This window comes from Bradyrhizobium sp. BR 1432 (assembly GCF_051547705.1).
Lineage (GTDB): Bacteria > Pseudomonadota > Alphaproteobacteria > Rhizobiales > Xanthobacteraceae > Bradyrhizobium > Bradyrhizobium zhanjiangense.
In genome coordinates this window covers 3,038,366-3,055,358 of record NZ_JBPUGF010000003.1, presented here as the reverse complement: position 1 = coordinate 3,055,358, position 16,993 = coordinate 3,038,366, and the positions used below count along the sequence as shown (strand labels likewise).

The following is a 16,993-nucleotide window of genomic DNA, read 5'->3' as shown; positions in this document are numbered from 1 at the left end:
CGCCCTAGGGTTCTCCCGAATGGACCAGAACGGGGCTGTCGTGGGACCGCTTTATCTCTTCGAACTCGCATCGTCGCAGGCGCGGTACCTCGAACTCCGCCAGTCGACCATCGCCACCAACGTCGCCAACGCCAACACGCCGGGCTTCAAGGCGCGCGACGTCGAGCCCTTCAACAAGGTGCTCGACGGCATGCCAGTCAGGCTGGCGACGACCTCGCCCTCGCACATGCAGTTGTCCGCCGCCGAGACCGACACGCGCAAGATCGCTAAGAAGGACAGCTGGGAAGTGGTTCACTCCGGCAATTCGGTTAGTCTCGAGCAGGAAATGATCAAGGGCAACGACGTCAATCGCGACTATTCGATGAACTCGGCGATCGTGCGGTCGTTTCACCGTATGGTCCTGTCGAGTGCGAAGGCCTGAGGTGAATTGATATGCTGGACTCTCTGCAGTCGTCATTGACCGTCGCAAGCTCCGGGCTCGAAGCGCAATCGACGCGCATGCGCATCGTCTCGGAGAACCTCGCCAACGCGACGTCGACCGGGCGCACCGCCGGGGCTGATCCGTATCAGCGCAAGACCATCACCTTCGATGCCGCCATGGATCGTGCCTCGGGTGCACAGCTTGCGAAAGTCAAGGAGATCGGGGTCGACACCACGCCGTACCGCGTCGAGTACGACCCGGGGCATCCCGCCGCCGACAAGGCCGGCTACGTCAAGCTGCCGAACGTCAACATGATGATCGAGATGGCCGACATGCGAGAGGTCAACCGGTCCTATGAAGCCAATCTCCAGGTTGTGAAGCAGGTGAGGTCGATGCTGGGCATGACCATCGACCTCTTGAGGAGCTGACAATGCTTGAGGCAATTTCATCCACGGCGATCTCCGCCGGTCAGGCGGCGAGCCGCGCGACCGAGACGCAGGCCATCTCGCCGGCGGCGACGACCGCGATCCAGGCCGGTGACGATGTCGGCTTCGAATCGGTGATGAAGCAGGTGACGACGGACGCGATCGGAACTCTGAAGGCGGGCGAAGCGGCGTCGATCTCGGCGATGCAGGGCAAGGAATCGACGCGGCGCGTCGTGGAGGCGCTGATGTCGGCCGAACAGGCCTTGCAGACGGCGGTCGCGGTTCGCGACAAGGTCGTGCAGGCCTACCAAGAAGTCGTTCGGATGTCGATTTGATCTGAAGGAGTGACGATCGTGAAATCGCTCGCCATTGCGGCCACTGGCATGAACGCCCAGCAGACCAACATCGAGGTCATCGCCAACAACATCGCCAACATCAACTCGACGTCGTACAAGCGGGCGCGCGCGGAATTCACTGATCTGTTCTATCAGATGGACCGCATGCAGGGTGTCGCCAATGTCAACGGCTCCTCGCCGATTCCGGAGGGTGCCAATCTCGGCCTCGGCGTCAAGTCGGCGGCGATCCGCAAGCTGCACATCCAGGGCGCGCTGACGCAGACCGGCAATCCCTACGACCTCGCGATCAACGGCCGCGGCTGGTTTCAGGTGCTGGGCCCCAACAACGAGGTGCAATACACCCGCGCCGGCTCGTTCAACACCAATGCCAACGGCCAGCTCGTCACGATCGACGGCTATCTGCTGGACCCCGCGATCACGGTGCCGCAGGGAACGGTCGAGGTCACGGTCAACCAGACCGGGCAGGTGTTCGCCAAGCTGGACACGGAAATAAATCCGCGGCAGATCGGCCAGCTCAATCTCGCCAATTTCGCCAACGAGGCGGGCCTCGAGCCGCTGGGCAGCAATCTCTACCGCGAGACCACGGCGTCCGGCACGCCGGTCGTCGGGCTGCCGGGCGATTCCGGCTACGGCAAGATCAACCAGAAATATCTCGAAGCCTCCAACGTCGATCCCGTCAAGGAAATCACCGAGTTGATCTCGGCGCAGCGCGCTTACGAAATGAATGCCAAGGTCATCCAGGCCTCGGATGAAATGGCTTCGACTGTCTCGAAGGGCATGCGCTAGTTCCGGTGTCTCGATGTTGAACAGGGTGGGCCTGATCATGCGCGGGTTGGCCGCCGTGCTGCTGGTTCTCGTCTCGGCGCGCCTCGCGGCGGCCGAGGAGAAGCGGCTTCCCGTGCCGGCCGTCTCGATCCGCGCGGGCGAGCTGATCCGGGACGACATGATCACCGAGCGCGCCTTCGCGCCGAGCCTGCTCGGAGTCGCCATGTTCATCGAAGGACGTCAGGTCCTGATTGGTCGCATGGCGCGGCGCACGCTGCTGCCGGGCCAGCCGATCCCGACCAATTCGGTGGAAGATCCCTGGACGGTCGCCCGCGGCGCCATGGTCAAGGTCGTGGTGGAAGACAGCGGCCTGTCCATCGTCACCTACGGCTCGGCGATGCAATCGGGCGCGGCCGGCGCGCTCATCCCGGTGCGAAACACCGACACCGGCGTGATCATCAGGGGCATCGTCCAGCCGGACGGCACGGTCAAGGTCGTGGATGGGTCATGACCAGAAGTCCTGCTTGCGCTCGTCCTCCTCCTCGCTACCGCCAGCGCTCAGGCCGCGGTCCGCATCAAGGATATCGCGGACATCAAGGGACTGCGCGAGAACCAGATCGTCGGCTATGGCCTCGTCATCGGCCTGAACGGCACCGGCGACACGCTCCGCAATGCTCCGTTCACGGAACAGTCCCTGCAATCGATGCTCGAGAACATGGGCATCAATGTCAGGAACGAGACCACGAGCACCAACAATCCGACGCGTCCGACGACGCTGCGCACGCGCAATGTCGCCGCCGTGATGGTGACCGCGGACCTGCCGCCCTCGATCGGTGCCGGCGAGCGGATGGACGTGACCGTGTCGTCGCTCGGCGATGCGACCTCGTTGCTTGGCGGCACGCTGGTGATGACGTCGCTGCGGGCGGCGGATGGTGCGGTCTATGCCGTTGCGCAGGGCGCGATCACGGTCGCCGGCTACAGCGTCGGCGGCCAGGCGCAGAACGTCAGTCAGGGCACGCCGACCGCGGGGCGCATTCCGAACGGCGCGCTGGTCGAGCGCGAAGTGCAGGGAAGCCTCCATGAAATGGAATTCCTGGTGCTGGAGCTCAAGAACCCGGACTTCGTCACCGCAACGCGCATTCTCGATGCTATCAACCGCTACGCCGGCGGCCGCTATCGCGCGCAGATCGCCTTCGAGCGCGACTATCGCACGATCGTGCTGTCGAAGCCGCGCAACATCGGCCCGGTCCGATTCCTGGCCGAAATCGGCGAGCTGACGGTCGAGCCGGACACGCCCGCGCGGGTGGTGATCAACGAGCGCACCGGCACGGTGGTGATCGGGCGCGACGTGCGGATATCGACCGTTGCCGTGACGCACGGCAATCTGACGGTGCGCGTCACCGAGCTTCCCGTGGTGTCGCAGCCGGCGCCGTTCTCGCGAGGTCAGACGGTGGTCGTTCCGCAGACCGTGGTCGAGGCCAACGAGGCCGGCGCGCAGGTGGCGATCCTGAGCGGCGTCGATCTCCAGCGCCTCGTACGCGGGCTGAATCAGATCGGCCTGAAACCATCAGGCATCATCGCCATCCTCCAGGCGATCAAGACGGCCGGCGCGCTCCAGGCCGATGTCATCGTGCAATGATGCACAAGCGTCGTGCAAGCTTGGTCGCTCAATGCTCTGGTCTCGACCGAGAATCGCACGCGGCCCGATGCTGAAGCTGGATCACAAAGCCAAACTCCTCCTCGTCGCGGTGTGGACGCTTGCGGGCGCTTCGCCCGTGCTGGCGCTGGATGAGGCGAAGCCGACGAAGCCGCTCAATCTGCTCTCCTTCGCGCGTGCCCGCGCGTCCGGACCGCAGAAGCCGGGCACGCCGGCCACCCCGATTCCGGGCGGAAGCGCCTCCGTCCGTGCGACGGCTTGGGCGGCGGAAGATTCAGGTCCGGCCATCACGGGCGCAGTGCCGGCTTCCGAGACGCCGGCGCCGGCACCTGTACGTGCAGCCAAACCCGGCAGCGTCACAGCGCCGCCGAAGCCCACACCGCCACAGGCCGCCGTGTCCGCCGACAATGACGCCGCGCTGTTCTGCAGCAACGTGGCCGACCCCGCAGTCGATGCAAGGCTGGCCTGGCAGCTCAAGGAGCTGGAGAAGGCAGAGAACCTGCTCCGCGAACGGATCGCCGAGGTCGAGGCCAAGCGTGCCGAATACGAGAAGTGGATGGCGCTGCGAGACGACTTCCTGAAGAAGGCCGAAGCCAGCGTCGTCGAGATCTATTCGCGCATGAAGCCGGAGGCTGCGGCGACCCAGATTGCTGGCATGGCCGACGAGACCGCCGCCGCCGTGCTCGCCAAGCTCAGCCCGAGGAGCTCGAGCGCAATCTTCAACGAGATGGATACGGCCCGTGCGGCGCACCTCGCCGACCTGCTCGGCGGGATGCGCCGTGTGGATGACGGAAAGACCAAATAGATGAAGAAGCCGATCCTCATCCTCCAACTCGTACTGGCGTCCGTCTTCCTGGCCGGATGCTTCCATGATCCGGCCGAGGTTCTGACCGGCCCGCAAATGTCGCCGGTCGGCAGCGGCTTGAGGACCCAGGCCGATCCGATCCCGGTGACGCCGCGCATGCGCACGCCCGTCAGCTATCGATCGACCTGGGATGACGGCACCGATCTCTACCGCGATCCCCGCGCCCGGCGTACCGGCGACGTCGTGACGGTGATCATCTCGATGCAGGACAAGGCCAAGCTCGACAATAAGACCGGCCGCTCGCGCGATTCGCAGGTCAAGTTCGGGCTCGACTGGCTGATGGACGTCGCAGGATGGAGCGACAAGGGCCAGGCCAACGCCAATCTCAGCACCAACACCCAGATCAAGGGCAATGGCCAGATCGACCGCACCGAGGACATCAAGCTGTCCATCGCGGCCATCGTCACCGACGTGTTGCCGAACGGCAATATGATGATCAGCGGCTCGCAGGAATTCCGCGTCAACACCGAGATGCGCGTGCTCAATGTCGGCGGCATCGTGCGTCCGCGCGACATCTCGCGGGCCAACACGATCTCCTACGACAAGATCGCCGAGGCGCGCGTGTCCTATGGTGGCCGTGGAAATCTGTCTGACGTGCAGCAGCCTGGATGGGGACACCGGATCTATGACGCCGTGGCACCATTCTGAGATCCGCACCGGCCGAGCCGCGTCGCGAGGGCAGGGGACGTGATGCGCCTGATTGCGGCCATTGTCGTGCTGACCCTTGTCGCGATCGGTGCGGGCGCCCTTGCCGGCCTGCATCTGTTTGCGGCCGCTGAGCGCGTGGCCGACGCGAAGAAGAGCGCCACGCCGCCACCGATTGCTTCGAGCTACGCCGGCAGCGCGCGGCTTCGAAAACTGTCCCCGATCGTGACCAATCTCGCTGCACCGGCCAACAACTGGGCCCGCGTCGAGGCCTCCATGGTGACCGAGAGCATGAGCGACGAGGATGCCGGCATCCTGGCCGCCCACATCAGCGAGGACATCATCACCTATCTGCGGTCGGCGTCGGTTGGCCAGTTCGAGGGATCGCGCGGGCTCCAGCACCTGCGCGACGACCTGACCGAGCGCGCCAATATCCGCTCGTCGGGCAAGGTCCGCGAATTGATCATTGAGACGTTGGTGATCCAGTGAGAGTAAGAGTCCTGCTACTCGCGTTGATCCTGGTCGTGCTGCCCGAAGTGGCGCTGGCCCAGATTCCGGACCTCAACTCGCTGCTGCCGCCCGGCAACGGCTCGACCAGCGGCCGTATCATCCAGCTGATGGCGCTGATCACGGTGCTGTCGGTGGCGCCGGGATTGCTCATCATGGTGACGAGCTTCACGCGATTTGCGGTGGCGCTGTCGTTCCTGCGCGCCGGTCTCGGCCTCCAGACCACGCCGGCCAACCTGGTGCTGATCAGCCTCGCGCTGTTCATGACCTTCTACGTGATGGCGCCGACATTCGACCGCGCCTGGGAGACCGGCGTCCAGCCGCTGATGAAGAACGAGATCTCGGAGGAAGAGGCCTACCTGAAGATCACCGATCCCTTCCGCGAGTTCATGCTGGCCCACGTTCGCGACAAGGATCTCCAGACCTTCGAGGCGCTCGCTGCGGAAAGCTTTCGCAAGAAGTTCGACGACAAGCGCATCGACATGCGCGTCATCATTCCGGCCTTCATGATCTCCGAACTCAGGCGTTCGTTCGAGATCGGATTCCTCATCATCCTACCGTTCCTCGTCATCGACATGATCGTGGCGACGCTGACCATGTCGATGGGCATGATGATGATGCCGCCGACGATCCTCGCGCTGCCGTTCAAGATGCTGTTCTTCGTGCTGATCGACGGCTGGAACCTGCTCGCCTCCGGACTGGTGCGGTCGTTCTCCTGAAAGAGCGCGGCTCGGACCGCGTCATCATGGTTAGCGGATGGTAACTACGATACCGCCGCTACAGCGATGATATTCAAGGCGATTTTAATCCGGCGGCAAGATTCGGTGTGCTAGCAAGGCGTCACGGCGGGTTGGACCCCACCCACATCAGTCCAAAGGCATGATGCCGCCCCTCCGTACCGGTGAAAACCCGGTATGTCCCAAAGTGAAAATGTAACGCGTACATAAAGGGACATTCGCAATGTCAAGCCTGCTCACGAACTCGTCCGCCATGACCGCGCTCCAGACCCTGCGGTCTGTCAGCTCGCAACTCTCCACCACGCAGACCCGGATCTCCACCGGCCAGCGCGTGGCAACCGCCTCCGACAACGCCGCCTACTGGTCGATCGCGACCTCGATGCGCGCCGACAACGCCGCGCTCTCCGCCGTCTCCGACTCGCTCGGTCTGTCGGCCGCGACGGTCGACACCGAATATACCGCTCTGAACAAGGTTCTCGGTGACAGCAACTCGGGCCTGACCAAGCTCCAGTCGCTGCTGGTCGAAGCCAAGACCGCCGGTATCGATCGCAGCAAGATTCAGTCGGAAATCACCCAGATCCAGCAGGACATGAAGAACGTGGCCAGCGCGGCCACGTTCAACGGCGTCAACTGGCTGAGCACCACGGCCACCACGCCGGCGACCGTCAATCTCGTGTCGTCGTTCTCGCGCGTCGCCTCCACGCCGACCACCGGCTCGATCACCGTCACGGTCGCCAACTACTCGCTCTACACCTCGACCACGAGCGGCATCTTGGACACGGTGAGCGGTACTGCGTCGGTCGACACCATCAACATCGGTGCACTGACCGACTCGGCGGCTGACCAGACCACGCTCGATGGCTACATCGCGCAGGTCACCGCGGCGATCGGCACGGTCTCCTCGGGTGCCGCCAACCTCGGCGCCATCAAGAACCGCATCTCGAACAACTCGGAGTTCGTGAAGTCGCTGATGGACTCGGTTGATCGCGGTATCGGCCAGCTCGTCGACGCCGACATGAACCAGGAGTCCACCTGCCTGGCGGCCCTCCAGGTCCAGCAGCAGCTCGGCGTTCAGGCGCTCTCGATCGCCAACAACAACAGCCAGAGCATCCTGTCGCTGTTCCGCTAAGCGTCAAGACAGTCCGGGGAGGGCCGCGCTTCTCGTGAAGCGCGGCCCTTTCGTTTGGTGCGATGTCGCGCGCGCCATGATGCCGGTTTACCTGTTGCGGTCCGATCACAGGGCCACAAGCCTCGCACAAGCTTCGCTGGCTAGTCTCGCCGCTACGACGGGTTGGGTTCACGCGCATTTCCGCATCCCAAAGGCATGATGCCGCCCTGTCGTACCGGTGCAAGCCCGGTATGTCCCCAAAATCCAATCTGCTTTCAAAGGGACATCAAAGATGGCTTCCAGCCTGCTTACCAACTCCGCTGCAATGACTGCGCTCCAGACCCTCCGGAATGTCAGCGCCAGCCTGCAGACGACCGAAAACCGGATCTCGACCGGCCAGCGCGTCGCGACCGCTTCGGACAACTCGGCCTATTGGTCGATCGCGACCTCGATGCGCGCCGACAACGCCGCGCTCTCCGCCGTGTCGGACTCGCTCGGTCTGTCGGCTGCGACCGTCGACACCGAATACACCGCTCTGAACAAGGTCATCGGCGACAGCAACTCCGGCCTCACCAAGCTCCAGGCGCTGCTGGTCGAAGCCAAGACCGCCGGCATCGACCGCACCAAGATCCAGGCCGAAATCACCCAGATCCAGCAGGACATGAAGAACGTCGCCAACGCGGCGACGTTCAACGGCGTGAACTGGCTGAGCACCACCGCTACCACCCCGGCGACGGTGAACCTGGTGTCGTCGTTCTCGCGGGTCGGCGGCACGCCCACGATCAACACCATCACGGTGACGGTTGCCAACTACTCGCTCTACACCTCGGCCACGGCCGGCATCCTGGACACGGTGAGCGGCACTGCATCGGTCGACACGATCAGCATCGCTGCGCTGACCGACTCGGCGACCGACCAGACCACGCTCGACGGCTACATCGCGCAGGTCACCGCCGCGATCAACACCGTCAGCCAGTCCGCCGCGAACCTCGGCGCCATCAAGAACCGCATCTCGAACAACACGGAGTTCGTGAAGTCGCTGATGGACTCGGTTGATCGCGGTATCGGCCAGCTCGTCGACGCCGACATGAACGCGGAATCGACCCGCCTTCAGGCGCTCCAGACCCAGCAGCAGCTCGGCGTTCAGGCGCTCTCGATCGCCAACCAGAACAGCCAGAGCATCCTGTCGCTGTTCCGCAGCTAAGCGGCGTTTTCGAAAACGACCGTGCTCCCCGCGGAGCACGGTCCTCGCCGAGATCGGCGGACGTGACGGCACAAGACGTGCCCGAAATCGACCTTCCGACGTCAGATTTCATGCGACATGTCGCGGCTGCTCGGGCGGCAATGCGTCCGGCCGTCCGTTGCCGATGTCGATTGCGCTACCGAATTTGTAAGATTGCAACGCCTCGCCAGCGAACCGACACATTCGCGTCCGCGCGCAACCTTCAGACAAGGTTGGCAGCGGAGTGTCTCATACGTTCGCATTGCTACGAGGTCATATGCTGCTCAGTCGTGCGCAGGTACAGCAACTGCTCAACAATCTGCTGGAGCTTGGGCCACGACGCCTGATGGCCTTGGGGCTGATCGGCTTTGCCGTTCTCGTCACCGTCGTCGGCGGTGCCTACTATCTGAGCCGGCCTGAATTCGAGACGCTCTATACTGGCCTCACCCGCGAAGACGTGACGCGCATGGGCGCCGCGCTGCGCGAGCAGAACATCGCCTTCGACGTCAATACGGCCGGAGACGCCGTCTCGGTGCGCCCGAGCCAGACCATGCAGGCGCGGATGCTGCTTGCCGAGAAGGGCCTGCCGACCAGCGCCAATTCCGGCTACGAGCTGTTCGACAAGATCGGCTCGCTCGGCCTGACCTCGTTCATGCAGGAGGTCACCAAGCTGCGGGCGCTGGAAGGCGAGATTGCGCGCACGGTGCAGCTGATGAAGGGCGTGAAGGCCGCGCGCGTGCATATCGTCATGCCCGTACGCGGCTCGTTCCGCGCGACGCAGCAGCCGCCCTCGGCATCGGTCGTGCTGCGCACCGACGGCGCGATCGAGGCGCGCACGGCGCAATCGATCCGTCATCTCGTCGCCGCCGCCATTCCCGGCATGAGCCGCGACAAGGTGACGGTGCTGGACGCCGACGGCTCCATGCTGCTCGCCGAAGAGGATGAGGCCAGCGCCGCGCCGACCAAGATGGCAAGCCTCCAGAAGACCGTTGGCGGCATGGTGCAGGAGAACATCCGCAAGGCGCTGACGCCTTATCTGGGTCTCGACAATTTCGAGGTGAGCGTCGCACCGCAGCTCTCCACCGATAAGCGGCAGATCAATGAAACCGTCTACGATCCCGAGAGCCGCGCCGAGCGTTCGGTGCGGAACGTGCGCGAGAAGGAGTCTTCGCAGAACGCGGACCGGTCGACGCCGACCACGGTACAGCAGAACCTCCCCGATCAGCAGGTGAACGCCGGCGGCAGCAAGAACTCCAGCGAGGACAAGACCCGCCGCGAGGACGTCACCAATTTCGAGGTGTCGTCCAAGACCACGACGACGGTGAGCGACGGCTATTCGGTCAAGAAGCTCTTCATCGCGGTCCTGGTCAACCGCGCGCGCCTCGTCGCCGATCTCGGCGACAAGAGCAACCAGGCCATCATCGACAGCAAGCTCGCCGAGATCAGCCAGCTCGCGGCCACCGCCGGCGGACTGGACAAGCAGCGCGGCGACCAGATCCAGGTGACGGCCGTCGACTTCATTGAGGGCTCGCGCGAGCTGGCGCCGGTGCCGCCGATCAGTTTCGTCGAGATGATCAACAAGCAGCTTGGCAGCGTCATCAACGCGGTGACCATCCTCGCCGTTGCCTCGATGCTGGTCTGGTTCGGGCTTCGGCCGGCGGTCAACGGTATTCTCACCCATCGCGCCGAACAGGAGCAGACCGAGGCAGCGGAGGCTGCCGCCCTCGAGGCCGCGGCCCTGGCGTTGCCTGACAGCGAGGAGGCCGAGCTCAACCTCGTCGAAGATCTCGAAGGCAAGATGCAGCGAACGCCGCAAAAGCGGCTGGAGCAGATCGTCCGGCTCGATCAGATGCAGGCGGCCGCGATCCTTAAAGACTGGATGCGACGCGAGGAGGCGGCATGAACGCAGCAATCGGAAAGCTCCTGACGCAGTTCGATGCGAACGGCCGGGCCAAATCGCCGCCGCCTCCGCCGCCGAAGATCCAGGACGTGCTGACAAGGCCGAGGGAGGTTCGGCGCGAGCCGCAACCTCAGCCTCAGCCGCAACCACAGCCCCATTCGCAGCAGCAGCTTCAGCCGCCGTCCCCGGCAGCGGAAGCTCCGCCGGTCAACCTTCTCGACGATGCCTATCGTCGCGGCCATGCGGCCGGCGTCGCGGAAGGCGAGGCCAGGCTTGCGGAGGAACGCGTCCGCAGCGCGATCCGGCTCGGCGAGGAGCGGGCCAAGTGGTCCGACCAGCAGGCGGCCACCATCGTCAACGGCTTCGAGACGGCTTGCCGCGAGATTGAGACCAATATCGCGAGCTCGGTTGCGCGGATATTGCTGCCGTTTCTCACGGAGGCGGTCCGCGACAAGGCAATCGAGTCGCTGGTCGAGCAGATCGCGGCGTTGACCGGCAATTCGCCGGTGCCGGTGTTCAAGGTCACCGGCCCGAGCGAGTTGCTGGACCTAGTGAAGGCGCAGCTCGAGAAGGCTCGGCGGACGGGCATCGCTTATGAGGCCGCCGACACCTTCGAGGTCCGCGTCGTGGCCGACCAGACCGTGATCGAGACCCAGATCTCGGCCTGGAGCGAACGCCTCAAGGAGGCGCGCCGGTAGTCCGCCATGAATGAGGTCAAGCCAGAGCTCGTGATCATCCGCCGGCGGAGCGCTTTCGACGACGAGAAGCCGCACGGCGGCGTCTGGAAGATCGCTTATGCGGATTTCATGACCGCGATGATGGCGTTCTTCCTGGTCATGTGGCTGCTCAACGCGCTCAACCAGGACCAGAAGCAGGTGGTCGCGAGCTATTTCAATCCGATCAAGCTCGCGGAGAATGCACCTGCTCCGAAGGGTCTGAAGGACCTCTCCAGGAAGGAGCCGTCGTCATTCGAAGGCCAGGACGGCAGGCGTAAGCCGGCGGGGCCGAACGAAGAACGTCGCGGCGACTCGCCGACGGCGGAGAAACCGCCCTTCTACGAAGAGAAGGTCCTGTTCCGCGATCCCTATGCGACGCTCGCCGAGATCGCCAATAGTGCGAACCAGGCCTCGGGCCAGCGTCGCGCCGGCGCCCTGACATCGGCCGAAGAGGACGGCCTCAAGGGTGGCGACGCTTACCGTGATCCCTTCGATCCCGGCTATTGGAAGCTGGCGCCGCAGATGTCCAAGGACGCGGATCGCATCATCGAGAGCGAGCCGAAGCCGAATGCCTCCGCGCGCGATGCGTCCGGCACGGGTCAGAGCGAACCGCAGGCGCGCCGCGCCAAGGTGGATGATGCGGGCGGAAGCGTGGCGCCGAACGCGGATAGCCCGTCCGCAAGCCTCTCGCCCCTGTTGCCGCCCGGGCCTGCGCCGTCGCAATCCTCGCGCGAGGGCAGCGCCCAAGCGACCGCTCAGGCCAATGCCGCCGCGCAGGCGCGGCCCAATGATACGACGAAGGACAACGAGCCGCGCGATGCGGCGCAAACGCGGCAGCCAACCGTCAAGCAGCTTCAGTCTGCGATCGCGGACGCGCTGTCGGACGTCAAGGCCGGCGCGGGACCGGCGGCCGAGGTTCGTCAGGTCGAGGAAGGCCTTCTGATCAGCCTGACCGACGATGCGAGCTTCGGCATGTTCGCGGTCGGCTCGGCGGAGCCGCGGCCCGAGCTCGTTCGCGTCATCGACAAGATCGGCCCGCTGCTGACGAAGCGGCCTGGCATGATCATCGTCCGCGGTCACACCGACAATCGGCCGTACAAGTCGGAGACTTACGACAATTGGCGGCTGTCGACCGCCCGTGCGCAGATGGCCTATTACATGCTGGTCCGCTCCGGCGTCGATGCGCAGCGGATCGAGCATGTCGAAGGTTACGCCGACCGGCGGCCGAAACTGCCGAACGATCCGGCGGCCGCGCAGAATCGCCGGATCGAGATCCTGATCCGGGAGAAGCGCCCTTGATCCGGCCGCTCCTCCGCACCGTCTTGCTGCTGCTGCCGTTCACGATGGCAGGCGCATTGGCCGAGCCTGCGCCAGCCCCGGTATCGACAGCGGCGGAGCCGTATGAACTCGTGCGCGCATTGCAGGCTGTGCAGGATGGCATCGCCAATGGTGACACCGCGGCGCATGGCAGCCACATCGCGTTGATCCGGCAGGTCGGCGAGAAATTTCTCGCCGCCGACGCGGGCGTGTGGAGCAATGCGCGGAACGGCCAGGCCGTCGTCATCTATCTGCTCAGCGGCGGCGCGCCGCAGGTGGTCCGCAAGCTGCCGCGCGACAAGCTGAACGTCGACGAGCGACTGTTCGATGGTGCGCTGGCCTATGTCGAGGGCCGCCAGGACGAAGCGCGCGAGCTGCTCAAGGACGTCAAGCCGCGCACGCTTCCGTCGGGTCTGGGCGGGCAGGTCGCGCTGGTTCAGGGCGCGCTGTTCGCACGTGCCGAGGCCTCGCTCGCGATCGAGCGCCTCGACGACGCGCGCCTGCTCCTGCCCGGTACGCTCGTAGAGGAGGCGGCGCTGCGGCGCGAGATCCTGCTGGTTGGGCAGGCCGAGGAATTCGACAAGTTCGAGTTCCTGACGCTGGCCTATATCCGCCATTACCGCAACTCGATCTATGCCGGCGATTTCTGGCAGCGCTTCTCCACGGGCCTGACGCAATCAAGCCTCGCGCTCGACGAGCGCCGCTTTGCGCGGATCACAACCCTGCTGGAGCAGATCGATCGCGCGAGCCGCCTCAAGCTCTATCTCGTGATCGCGCGCGCGGCGATGGTGCGCGGACAGCTGGCCGTGACCCGGCTCGCCGGCGAGCGTGCGCTGACGCTCAGCGCCGATGCGTCAGCGGATCGCGAGCGTGCGCATTTCTTCCGTGGCGCCTCGCGGACGCTCACCGACGAGTATGATGGCGGTCTCGCCGAGCTGAAGGCACTCGACCGCTCGAAGCTGCCCGAGCGCGACGTTCCCCTTCTGAATGCGACGGTGCAGCTCGTGCTCGACGTCCGCAAGCCGTTCGCCGGCGGATCCGCGACCGCAGGCGACAAGCCTCCAGCAACGCCGGCGCGCCTCGACCTCGCGTCATCGACCGCGACCATCGCGCGTGCGCGGAAGCAGCTCGGCGAACTTGAACTCCTCACCAGGGATCGCCGTCCATGACCAAGCTCAGCGGAACCTCCGAACAGCCATTCTCGGGCCTCGCCGAAAGCCTCAACATGCGCAGCACGTCGCGCGCCGGCAAGAGCGCAGGGGCGAAATCGTCGGCAGACTCGTCGTTCAACGATCTGCTCCACACCGTCTCCAATCTCGCCAAGCGCGCGCTCGACGATCAGGGCAGCGACACGAGCGCGAAGGCCGGAGCACTGCGCTCGCGTCTGACGCACCCAATCGGAAAAGACACGGCGAATGACGAGGCGACGTCCGACCGCATCTCAGCGGCTGACGAGCCCAAGTCCAGTCACAAGACCGGCGACCGGAAGACGGGCGAATCGTCGGAGACGGAAGATCTGGTCGACCCGACCGCAAAGCCGGACGTTTCGAATGGGCCGGGCATCCCCGCGATCGTCGGACAGGAGCTCGCCGCCGTGCCGGCCGCGAAGCCGCAGCCGGCGGCGGTTGACAAGAAAGACGCGACCGCACGCGACGAGCGCATGTCCACGAAGCGTGAGGTTCAGGCCGCCGGCACGGCGAAGATCGCTACAACCGAGTCCGCGCCGTCCGCTCTCGCTTCGGCTGGCACGCGTTCTCAGGACGTAGCGCCCCCGGCCGCACAGCAAGGCAGCGAGACATCGCCAAAGGCAATGCCGGCGGCACCTGGCTTCGAGGGCGTCACGGCCAATGTGGAACGCGCCGTCAAAGCCTCGGCGCGGGATGCATTGCCCGAGACGACCAAGGTCACCGTGGTGCAGCAGGAGACCCATCTGCCGCCGGCGCAGTTCAACGCGCCGCAACAGGTCGCCAACGCCGTCGTCGCCGAGCTGAAGGAATCCGCGACGACCTCTGCGACCGCCGATCCCGCAGCGTCCCAGACCAACGCGCCGGATCAGCCGCTCAAGATCCTGACCATCAATCTGGAGCCGCCGGCGCTCGGCAACGTCACCGTGCGCCTGCGTCTCGTCGGCGCCGAAGTGTCGGTCCACCTCGCGGCCGAACGCAAGGACACCAGCCAGATGCTGGACCAGCAGCGCGACTCGATCCGCGATCTCATGCAGTCGGCCGGTTATGTCGCTGACGTCGCGCCGGTCCAGCACGGCTCGCTGGATGGATTCCAGAGCGGCTCCGGCCAGTCGCAGTCGCAGCTTTCGAGCCAGCAGCAGCCGCCGTCGCAAGGCTCGTTCGGTGGCGCCAGCGCGTCGTCGGGGCAGTCCGACGGCGACGCGAAGCAGGCCCGGCAGGAGCGCCAGCCCAATCAGGAGACGCGTCATGACCAGGACGTGGCGCCGCAGATTCGTCGCGGCCCTGTTTATCTGTAATGCCGGCGCTGCGGAGGCGGCGGTCGACAACGCGCGCCCCTGCGAGCGCGAGATGGCGCGTGCGGCCAGGCAGCACGGGATTCCGCTCGGCATTCTCTATGCGGTCGGCCTCACCGAGACCGGGCGGCGCGGCGCGCTCCATCCCTATGCGCTCGGCGCCGACGGTCAGACCGTGTTCGCCAAGGACATGAACGATGCGATCGCGAATTTCGAAACCATGCGAAGCAAGGGCATCAAGCTGATCGACCTCGGCTGCATGCAGATCAATCACTATTATCACGGCGACAAGTTCGCCTCGGTGCGCGCGATGTTCGATCCGGCCAAGAACGTCGAATATGCCGCGCTCTTCCTGAAAGAGTTGAAGCAGCGCGAGGGCAGCTGGACCATGGCGGTCGCCCGCTACAATGCAGGGCCCAACAATCAGCCGGCGCAGAAGCGCTACGTCTGTCACATCGTTGCCCATCTCGTCTCCAGCGGCTTTGGCGCGTGGACCGACAAGGCGCGCTCGTTCTGTCAGCCGAAGACGACCTGACGACATCAAGTTGTGCACGGTTCCCCACCATCAGCCCCGCGCAAGCAAGAACCCTCATTGTAACTTCAACCTACCACAGGAGCCCAATCCATGAGCCTCTACGGCGTTATGCGCACCGGCGTTTCCGGGATGAGCGCGCAATCCAACAAGCTGTCGACGGTCTCGGACAACATCGCGAACGTCAACACCACCGGTTACAAGCGGGCTTCGACCGAATTCTCCTCGCTGATCCTGAAGAGCGGCTCTGGCAATTACGACTCCGGGGCCGTCGAGACGACTGTCCGCTACGCCATCAGCGACGCCGGGCATACCCAGTTCACCACGTCGACGACGGACCTCGCCGTTCAAGGCAATGGCTTCTTCGTGGTGTCGAACGCCACTAACACGCAGCAGTTCCTGACGCGAGCAGGCTCGTTCGTGCCGGACAGCCAGGGCAACCTGGTCAACGCGGCCGGTTACTATCTTCTCGGTCAGCCTGGTCTGGTGACCAATTTCTCACAGAACAGTCTGGCCGGCATGCAGATCGTGAACATCTCCCAGGTCTCGCAGGTGCCCGTGCCGTCGACGGCGGGAACGCTAACGGCCGGAAATCTGGATCCGAATGCGGCTGTTATTGCCGGTCCGCCTGGCCCGGCATCATATTCATCGAAAAGCTCGATCGTGGCCTACAACAATATCGGCCAGCCCGTTACGCTTGACGTCTATATGTCGCACACCGCGACCGCGGCTGGCTCGGATACCTGGCAGATCCAGGTCTACGATTCCGCGACCGGGACCTCGCTCGCCCCCGCCACCACCTTTACCTTCGACACCACCGCGACCGGCAAGGGCGCCCTGGCTGCGGCAAGTCCGACGGGTCTCACCGTGACTGTGCCGGGCGGTGCGGCGCTGACCATGGATCTGTCGAACATGACGCAGGCCGGCACGGACTTCAGCTTCAAGGCGACCGTCAATGGCAGTGCGCCTTCGGCCATCGACAAGGTCGACGTCGACGAGGCAGGCCATGTGACGGCGGTCCTCAAGAACGGCCAGCAGCTGACGCTTTACACGATCATGCTTGCCGACGTCGCGAGCCCCGACAATCTGACGCCCGAGCCCGGTAACGTCTATTCGACCAACATGAACTCCGGCAACGCGCAGGCCGGAAATGCCGGCACTGGCGGGCTCGGCACGATCCAGTCCGGCGCTTTGGAAGACTCCAACGTCGATCTCGCGGACGAGCTCACCGGGATGATCGAGGCGCAGCGCGGCTTCACCGCGAACTCGAAATCGTTCCAGACCGGCGCCGACCTGCTCGACGTCGTCGTCAACCTGAAGCGCTGAATCCTCGACCGCTCA

General features: G+C 64.8%; 19 protein-coding genes. All 19 read left to right on the top strand.

What is annotated here, in order from left to right; genetic code table 11:
* Nucleotides 1-19 precede the first annotated feature (19 nt).
* The 19 genes from flgB to ACSKB8_RS14465 all read left to right on the top strand — a co-directional run bounded on the left by flgB (nucleotide 20) and on the right by ACSKB8_RS14465 (nucleotide 16,978).
* Nucleotides 20-421: a flagellar basal body rod protein FlgB gene (gene flgB, locus ACSKB8_RS14555; RefSeq protein WP_091879906.1), complete on the top strand. Its 402-nt coding sequence runs from the start codon at nucleotides 20-22 to the stop codon at nucleotides 419-421.
* 11 nt (nucleotides 422-432) lie between these two features.
* Nucleotides 433-849 carry a flagellar basal body rod protein FlgC gene (flgC, locus tag ACSKB8_RS14550; protein WP_060735083.1) on the top strand — a complete coding sequence of 139 codons (417 nt, stop codon included), beginning with the start codon at nucleotides 433-435 and terminating at the stop codon, nucleotides 847-849.
* A 2-nt stretch (nucleotides 850-851) separates the two neighbouring features.
* Nucleotides 852-1,181 (top strand): flagellar hook-basal body complex protein FliE, encoded by a 330-nt coding sequence (locus tag ACSKB8_RS14545; RefSeq protein WP_370988438.1) that lies wholly within the window; start codon nucleotides 852-854, stop codon nucleotides 1,179-1,181.
* 18 nt (nucleotides 1,182-1,199) lie between these two features.
* Nucleotides 1,200-1,988, top strand: coding sequence for a flagellar basal-body rod protein FlgG (gene flgG / locus ACSKB8_RS14540; RefSeq protein ID WP_128936243.1), 789 nt, complete (start codon nucleotides 1,200-1,202; stop codon nucleotides 1,986-1,988).
* A 37-nt stretch (nucleotides 1,989-2,025) separates the two neighbouring features.
* Entirely contained in the window at nucleotides 2,026-2,478 is a 453-nt protein-coding gene (gene flgA / locus ACSKB8_RS14535; protein WP_438104812.1) for a flagellar basal body P-ring formation chaperone FlgA, read from the top strand.
* 9 nt (nucleotides 2,479-2,487) lie between these two features.
* Nucleotides 2,488-3,606 (top strand): flagellar basal body P-ring protein FlgI, encoded by a 1,119-nt coding sequence (flgI, locus tag ACSKB8_RS14530; RefSeq protein ID WP_438110530.1) that lies wholly within the window; start codon nucleotides 2,488-2,490, stop codon nucleotides 3,604-3,606.
* Between the two features lie 67 nt (nucleotides 3,607-3,673).
* Nucleotides 3,674-4,429 carry a MotE family protein gene (locus tag ACSKB8_RS14525; protein WP_438104810.1) on the top strand — a complete coding sequence of 252 codons (756 nt, stop codon included), beginning with the start codon at nucleotides 3,674-3,676 and terminating at the stop codon, nucleotides 4,427-4,429.
* Nucleotides 4,430-5,137, top strand: coding sequence for a flagellar basal body L-ring protein FlgH (gene flgH / locus ACSKB8_RS14520; protein ID WP_438104809.1), 708 nt, complete (start codon nucleotides 4,430-4,432; stop codon nucleotides 5,135-5,137).
* 42 nt (nucleotides 5,138-5,179) lie between these two features.
* A complete protein-coding gene (locus ACSKB8_RS14515) occupies nucleotides 5,180-5,623 on the top strand; it encodes a flagellar basal body-associated FliL family protein (protein WP_164934357.1) in 444 nt (147 codons plus the stop codon).
* Complete coding sequence (gene fliP, locus ACSKB8_RS14510; protein WP_128937942.1) at nucleotides 5,620-6,360, top strand: flagellar type III secretion system pore protein FliP; 741 nt, start codon at nucleotides 5,620-5,622, stop codon at nucleotides 6,358-6,360. The genes ACSKB8_RS14515 and fliP overlap by 4 nt, the downstream gene beginning before the upstream one ends.
* 241 nt (nucleotides 6,361-6,601) lie before the next feature.
* Entirely contained in the window at nucleotides 6,602-7,507 is a 906-nt protein-coding gene (locus ACSKB8_RS14505; protein ID WP_438104807.1) for a flagellin, read from the top strand.
* A gap of 271 nt (nucleotides 7,508-7,778) precedes the next feature.
* Nucleotides 7,779-8,690, top strand: a complete 912-nt coding sequence (locus ACSKB8_RS14500) for a flagellin (protein ID WP_438104805.1) — start codon at nucleotides 7,779-7,781, stop codon at nucleotides 8,688-8,690.
* 295 nt (nucleotides 8,691-8,985) lie between these two features.
* Nucleotides 8,986-10,611, top strand: coding sequence for a flagellar basal-body MS-ring/collar protein FliF (gene fliF, locus ACSKB8_RS14495; protein ID WP_249757923.1), 1,626 nt, complete (start codon nucleotides 8,986-8,988; stop codon nucleotides 10,609-10,611).
* Nucleotides 10,608-11,306: a hypothetical protein gene (locus ACSKB8_RS14490; RefSeq protein ID WP_370988442.1), complete on the top strand. Its 699-nt coding sequence runs from the start codon at nucleotides 10,608-10,610 to the stop codon at nucleotides 11,304-11,306. Before fliF ends, ACSKB8_RS14490 begins: the two co-directional genes overlap by 4 nt.
* A gap of 6 nt (nucleotides 11,307-11,312) precedes the next feature.
* Nucleotides 11,313-12,623 carry a MotB family protein gene (locus tag ACSKB8_RS14485; protein WP_438104803.1) on the top strand — a complete coding sequence of 437 codons (1,311 nt, stop codon included), beginning with the start codon at nucleotides 11,313-11,315 and terminating at the stop codon, nucleotides 12,621-12,623.
* Nucleotides 12,620-13,810, top strand: a complete 1,191-nt coding sequence (locus ACSKB8_RS14480) for a chemotaxis protein (RefSeq protein ID WP_438104801.1) — start codon at nucleotides 12,620-12,622, stop codon at nucleotides 13,808-13,810. Before ACSKB8_RS14485 ends, ACSKB8_RS14480 begins: the two co-directional genes overlap by 4 nt.
* The gene (locus ACSKB8_RS14475) at nucleotides 13,807-15,123 is read left to right on the top strand and encodes a flagellar hook-length control protein FliK (protein ID WP_438104799.1); all 1,317 of its coding nucleotides are present in this window, start codon (nucleotides 13,807-13,809) and stop codon (nucleotides 15,121-15,123) included. Before ACSKB8_RS14480 ends, ACSKB8_RS14475 begins: the two co-directional genes overlap by 4 nt.
* Nucleotides 15,074-15,655, top strand: a complete 582-nt coding sequence (locus tag ACSKB8_RS14470; protein WP_128943760.1) for a transglycosylase SLT domain-containing protein — start codon at nucleotides 15,074-15,076, stop codon at nucleotides 15,653-15,655. Before ACSKB8_RS14475 ends, ACSKB8_RS14470 begins: the two co-directional genes overlap by 50 nt.
* 90 nt (nucleotides 15,656-15,745) lie before the next feature.
* On the top strand, nucleotides 15,746-16,978 hold the full coding sequence (locus ACSKB8_RS14465) for a flagellar hook protein FlgE (RefSeq protein ID WP_438104797.1): 1,233 nt from the start codon (nucleotides 15,746-15,748) through the stop codon (nucleotides 16,976-16,978).
* Nucleotides 16,979-16,993: the final 15 nt, after the last annotated feature.

What these genes read in the sequence shown, in the direction of transcription:
- flgB (WP_091879906.1), top strand. Translation starts at nt 20, where the DNA reads ATGGACCAGAACGGGGCTGTCGTGGGACCGCTTTATCTCTTCGAACTC.
- flgC (WP_060735083.1), top strand. Translation starts at nt 433, where the DNA reads ATGCTGGACTCTCTGCAGTCGTCATTGACCGTCGCAAGCTCCGGGCTC.
- ACSKB8_RS14545 (WP_370988438.1), top strand. Translation starts at nt 852, where the DNA reads ATGCTTGAGGCAATTTCATCCACGGCGATCTCCGCCGGTCAGGCGGCG.
- flgA (WP_438104812.1), top strand. Translation starts at nt 2,026, where the DNA reads ATGCGCGGGTTGGCCGCCGTGCTGCTGGTTCTCGTCTCGGCGCGCCTC.
- ACSKB8_RS14525 (WP_438104810.1), top strand. Translation starts at nt 3,674, where the DNA reads ATGCTGAAGCTGGATCACAAAGCCAAACTCCTCCTCGTCGCGGTGTGG.
- flgH (WP_438104809.1), top strand. Translation starts at nt 4,430, where the DNA reads ATGAAGAAGCCGATCCTCATCCTCCAACTCGTACTGGCGTCCGTCTTC.
- ACSKB8_RS14515 (WP_164934357.1), top strand. Translation starts at nt 5,180, where the DNA reads ATGCGCCTGATTGCGGCCATTGTCGTGCTGACCCTTGTCGCGATCGGT.
- ACSKB8_RS14505 (WP_438104807.1), top strand. Translation starts at nt 6,602, where the DNA reads ATGTCAAGCCTGCTCACGAACTCGTCCGCCATGACCGCGCTCCAGACC.
- ACSKB8_RS14500 (WP_438104805.1), top strand. Translation starts at nt 7,779, where the DNA reads ATGGCTTCCAGCCTGCTTACCAACTCCGCTGCAATGACTGCGCTCCAG.
- fliF (WP_249757923.1), top strand. Translation starts at nt 8,986, where the DNA reads ATGCTGCTCAGTCGTGCGCAGGTACAGCAACTGCTCAACAATCTGCTG.
- ACSKB8_RS14490 (WP_370988442.1), top strand. Translation starts at nt 10,608, where the DNA reads ATGAACGCAGCAATCGGAAAGCTCCTGACGCAGTTCGATGCGAACGGC.
- ACSKB8_RS14485 (WP_438104803.1), top strand. Translation starts at nt 11,313, where the DNA reads ATGAATGAGGTCAAGCCAGAGCTCGTGATCATCCGCCGGCGGAGCGCT.
- ACSKB8_RS14475 (WP_438104799.1), top strand. Translation starts at nt 13,807, where the DNA reads ATGACCAAGCTCAGCGGAACCTCCGAACAGCCATTCTCGGGCCTCGCC.
- ACSKB8_RS14470 (WP_128943760.1), top strand. Translation starts at nt 15,074, where the DNA reads ATGACCAGGACGTGGCGCCGCAGATTCGTCGCGGCCCTGTTTATCTGT.
- ACSKB8_RS14465 (WP_438104797.1), top strand. Translation starts at nt 15,746, where the DNA reads ATGAGCCTCTACGGCGTTATGCGCACCGGCGTTTCCGGGATGAGCGCG.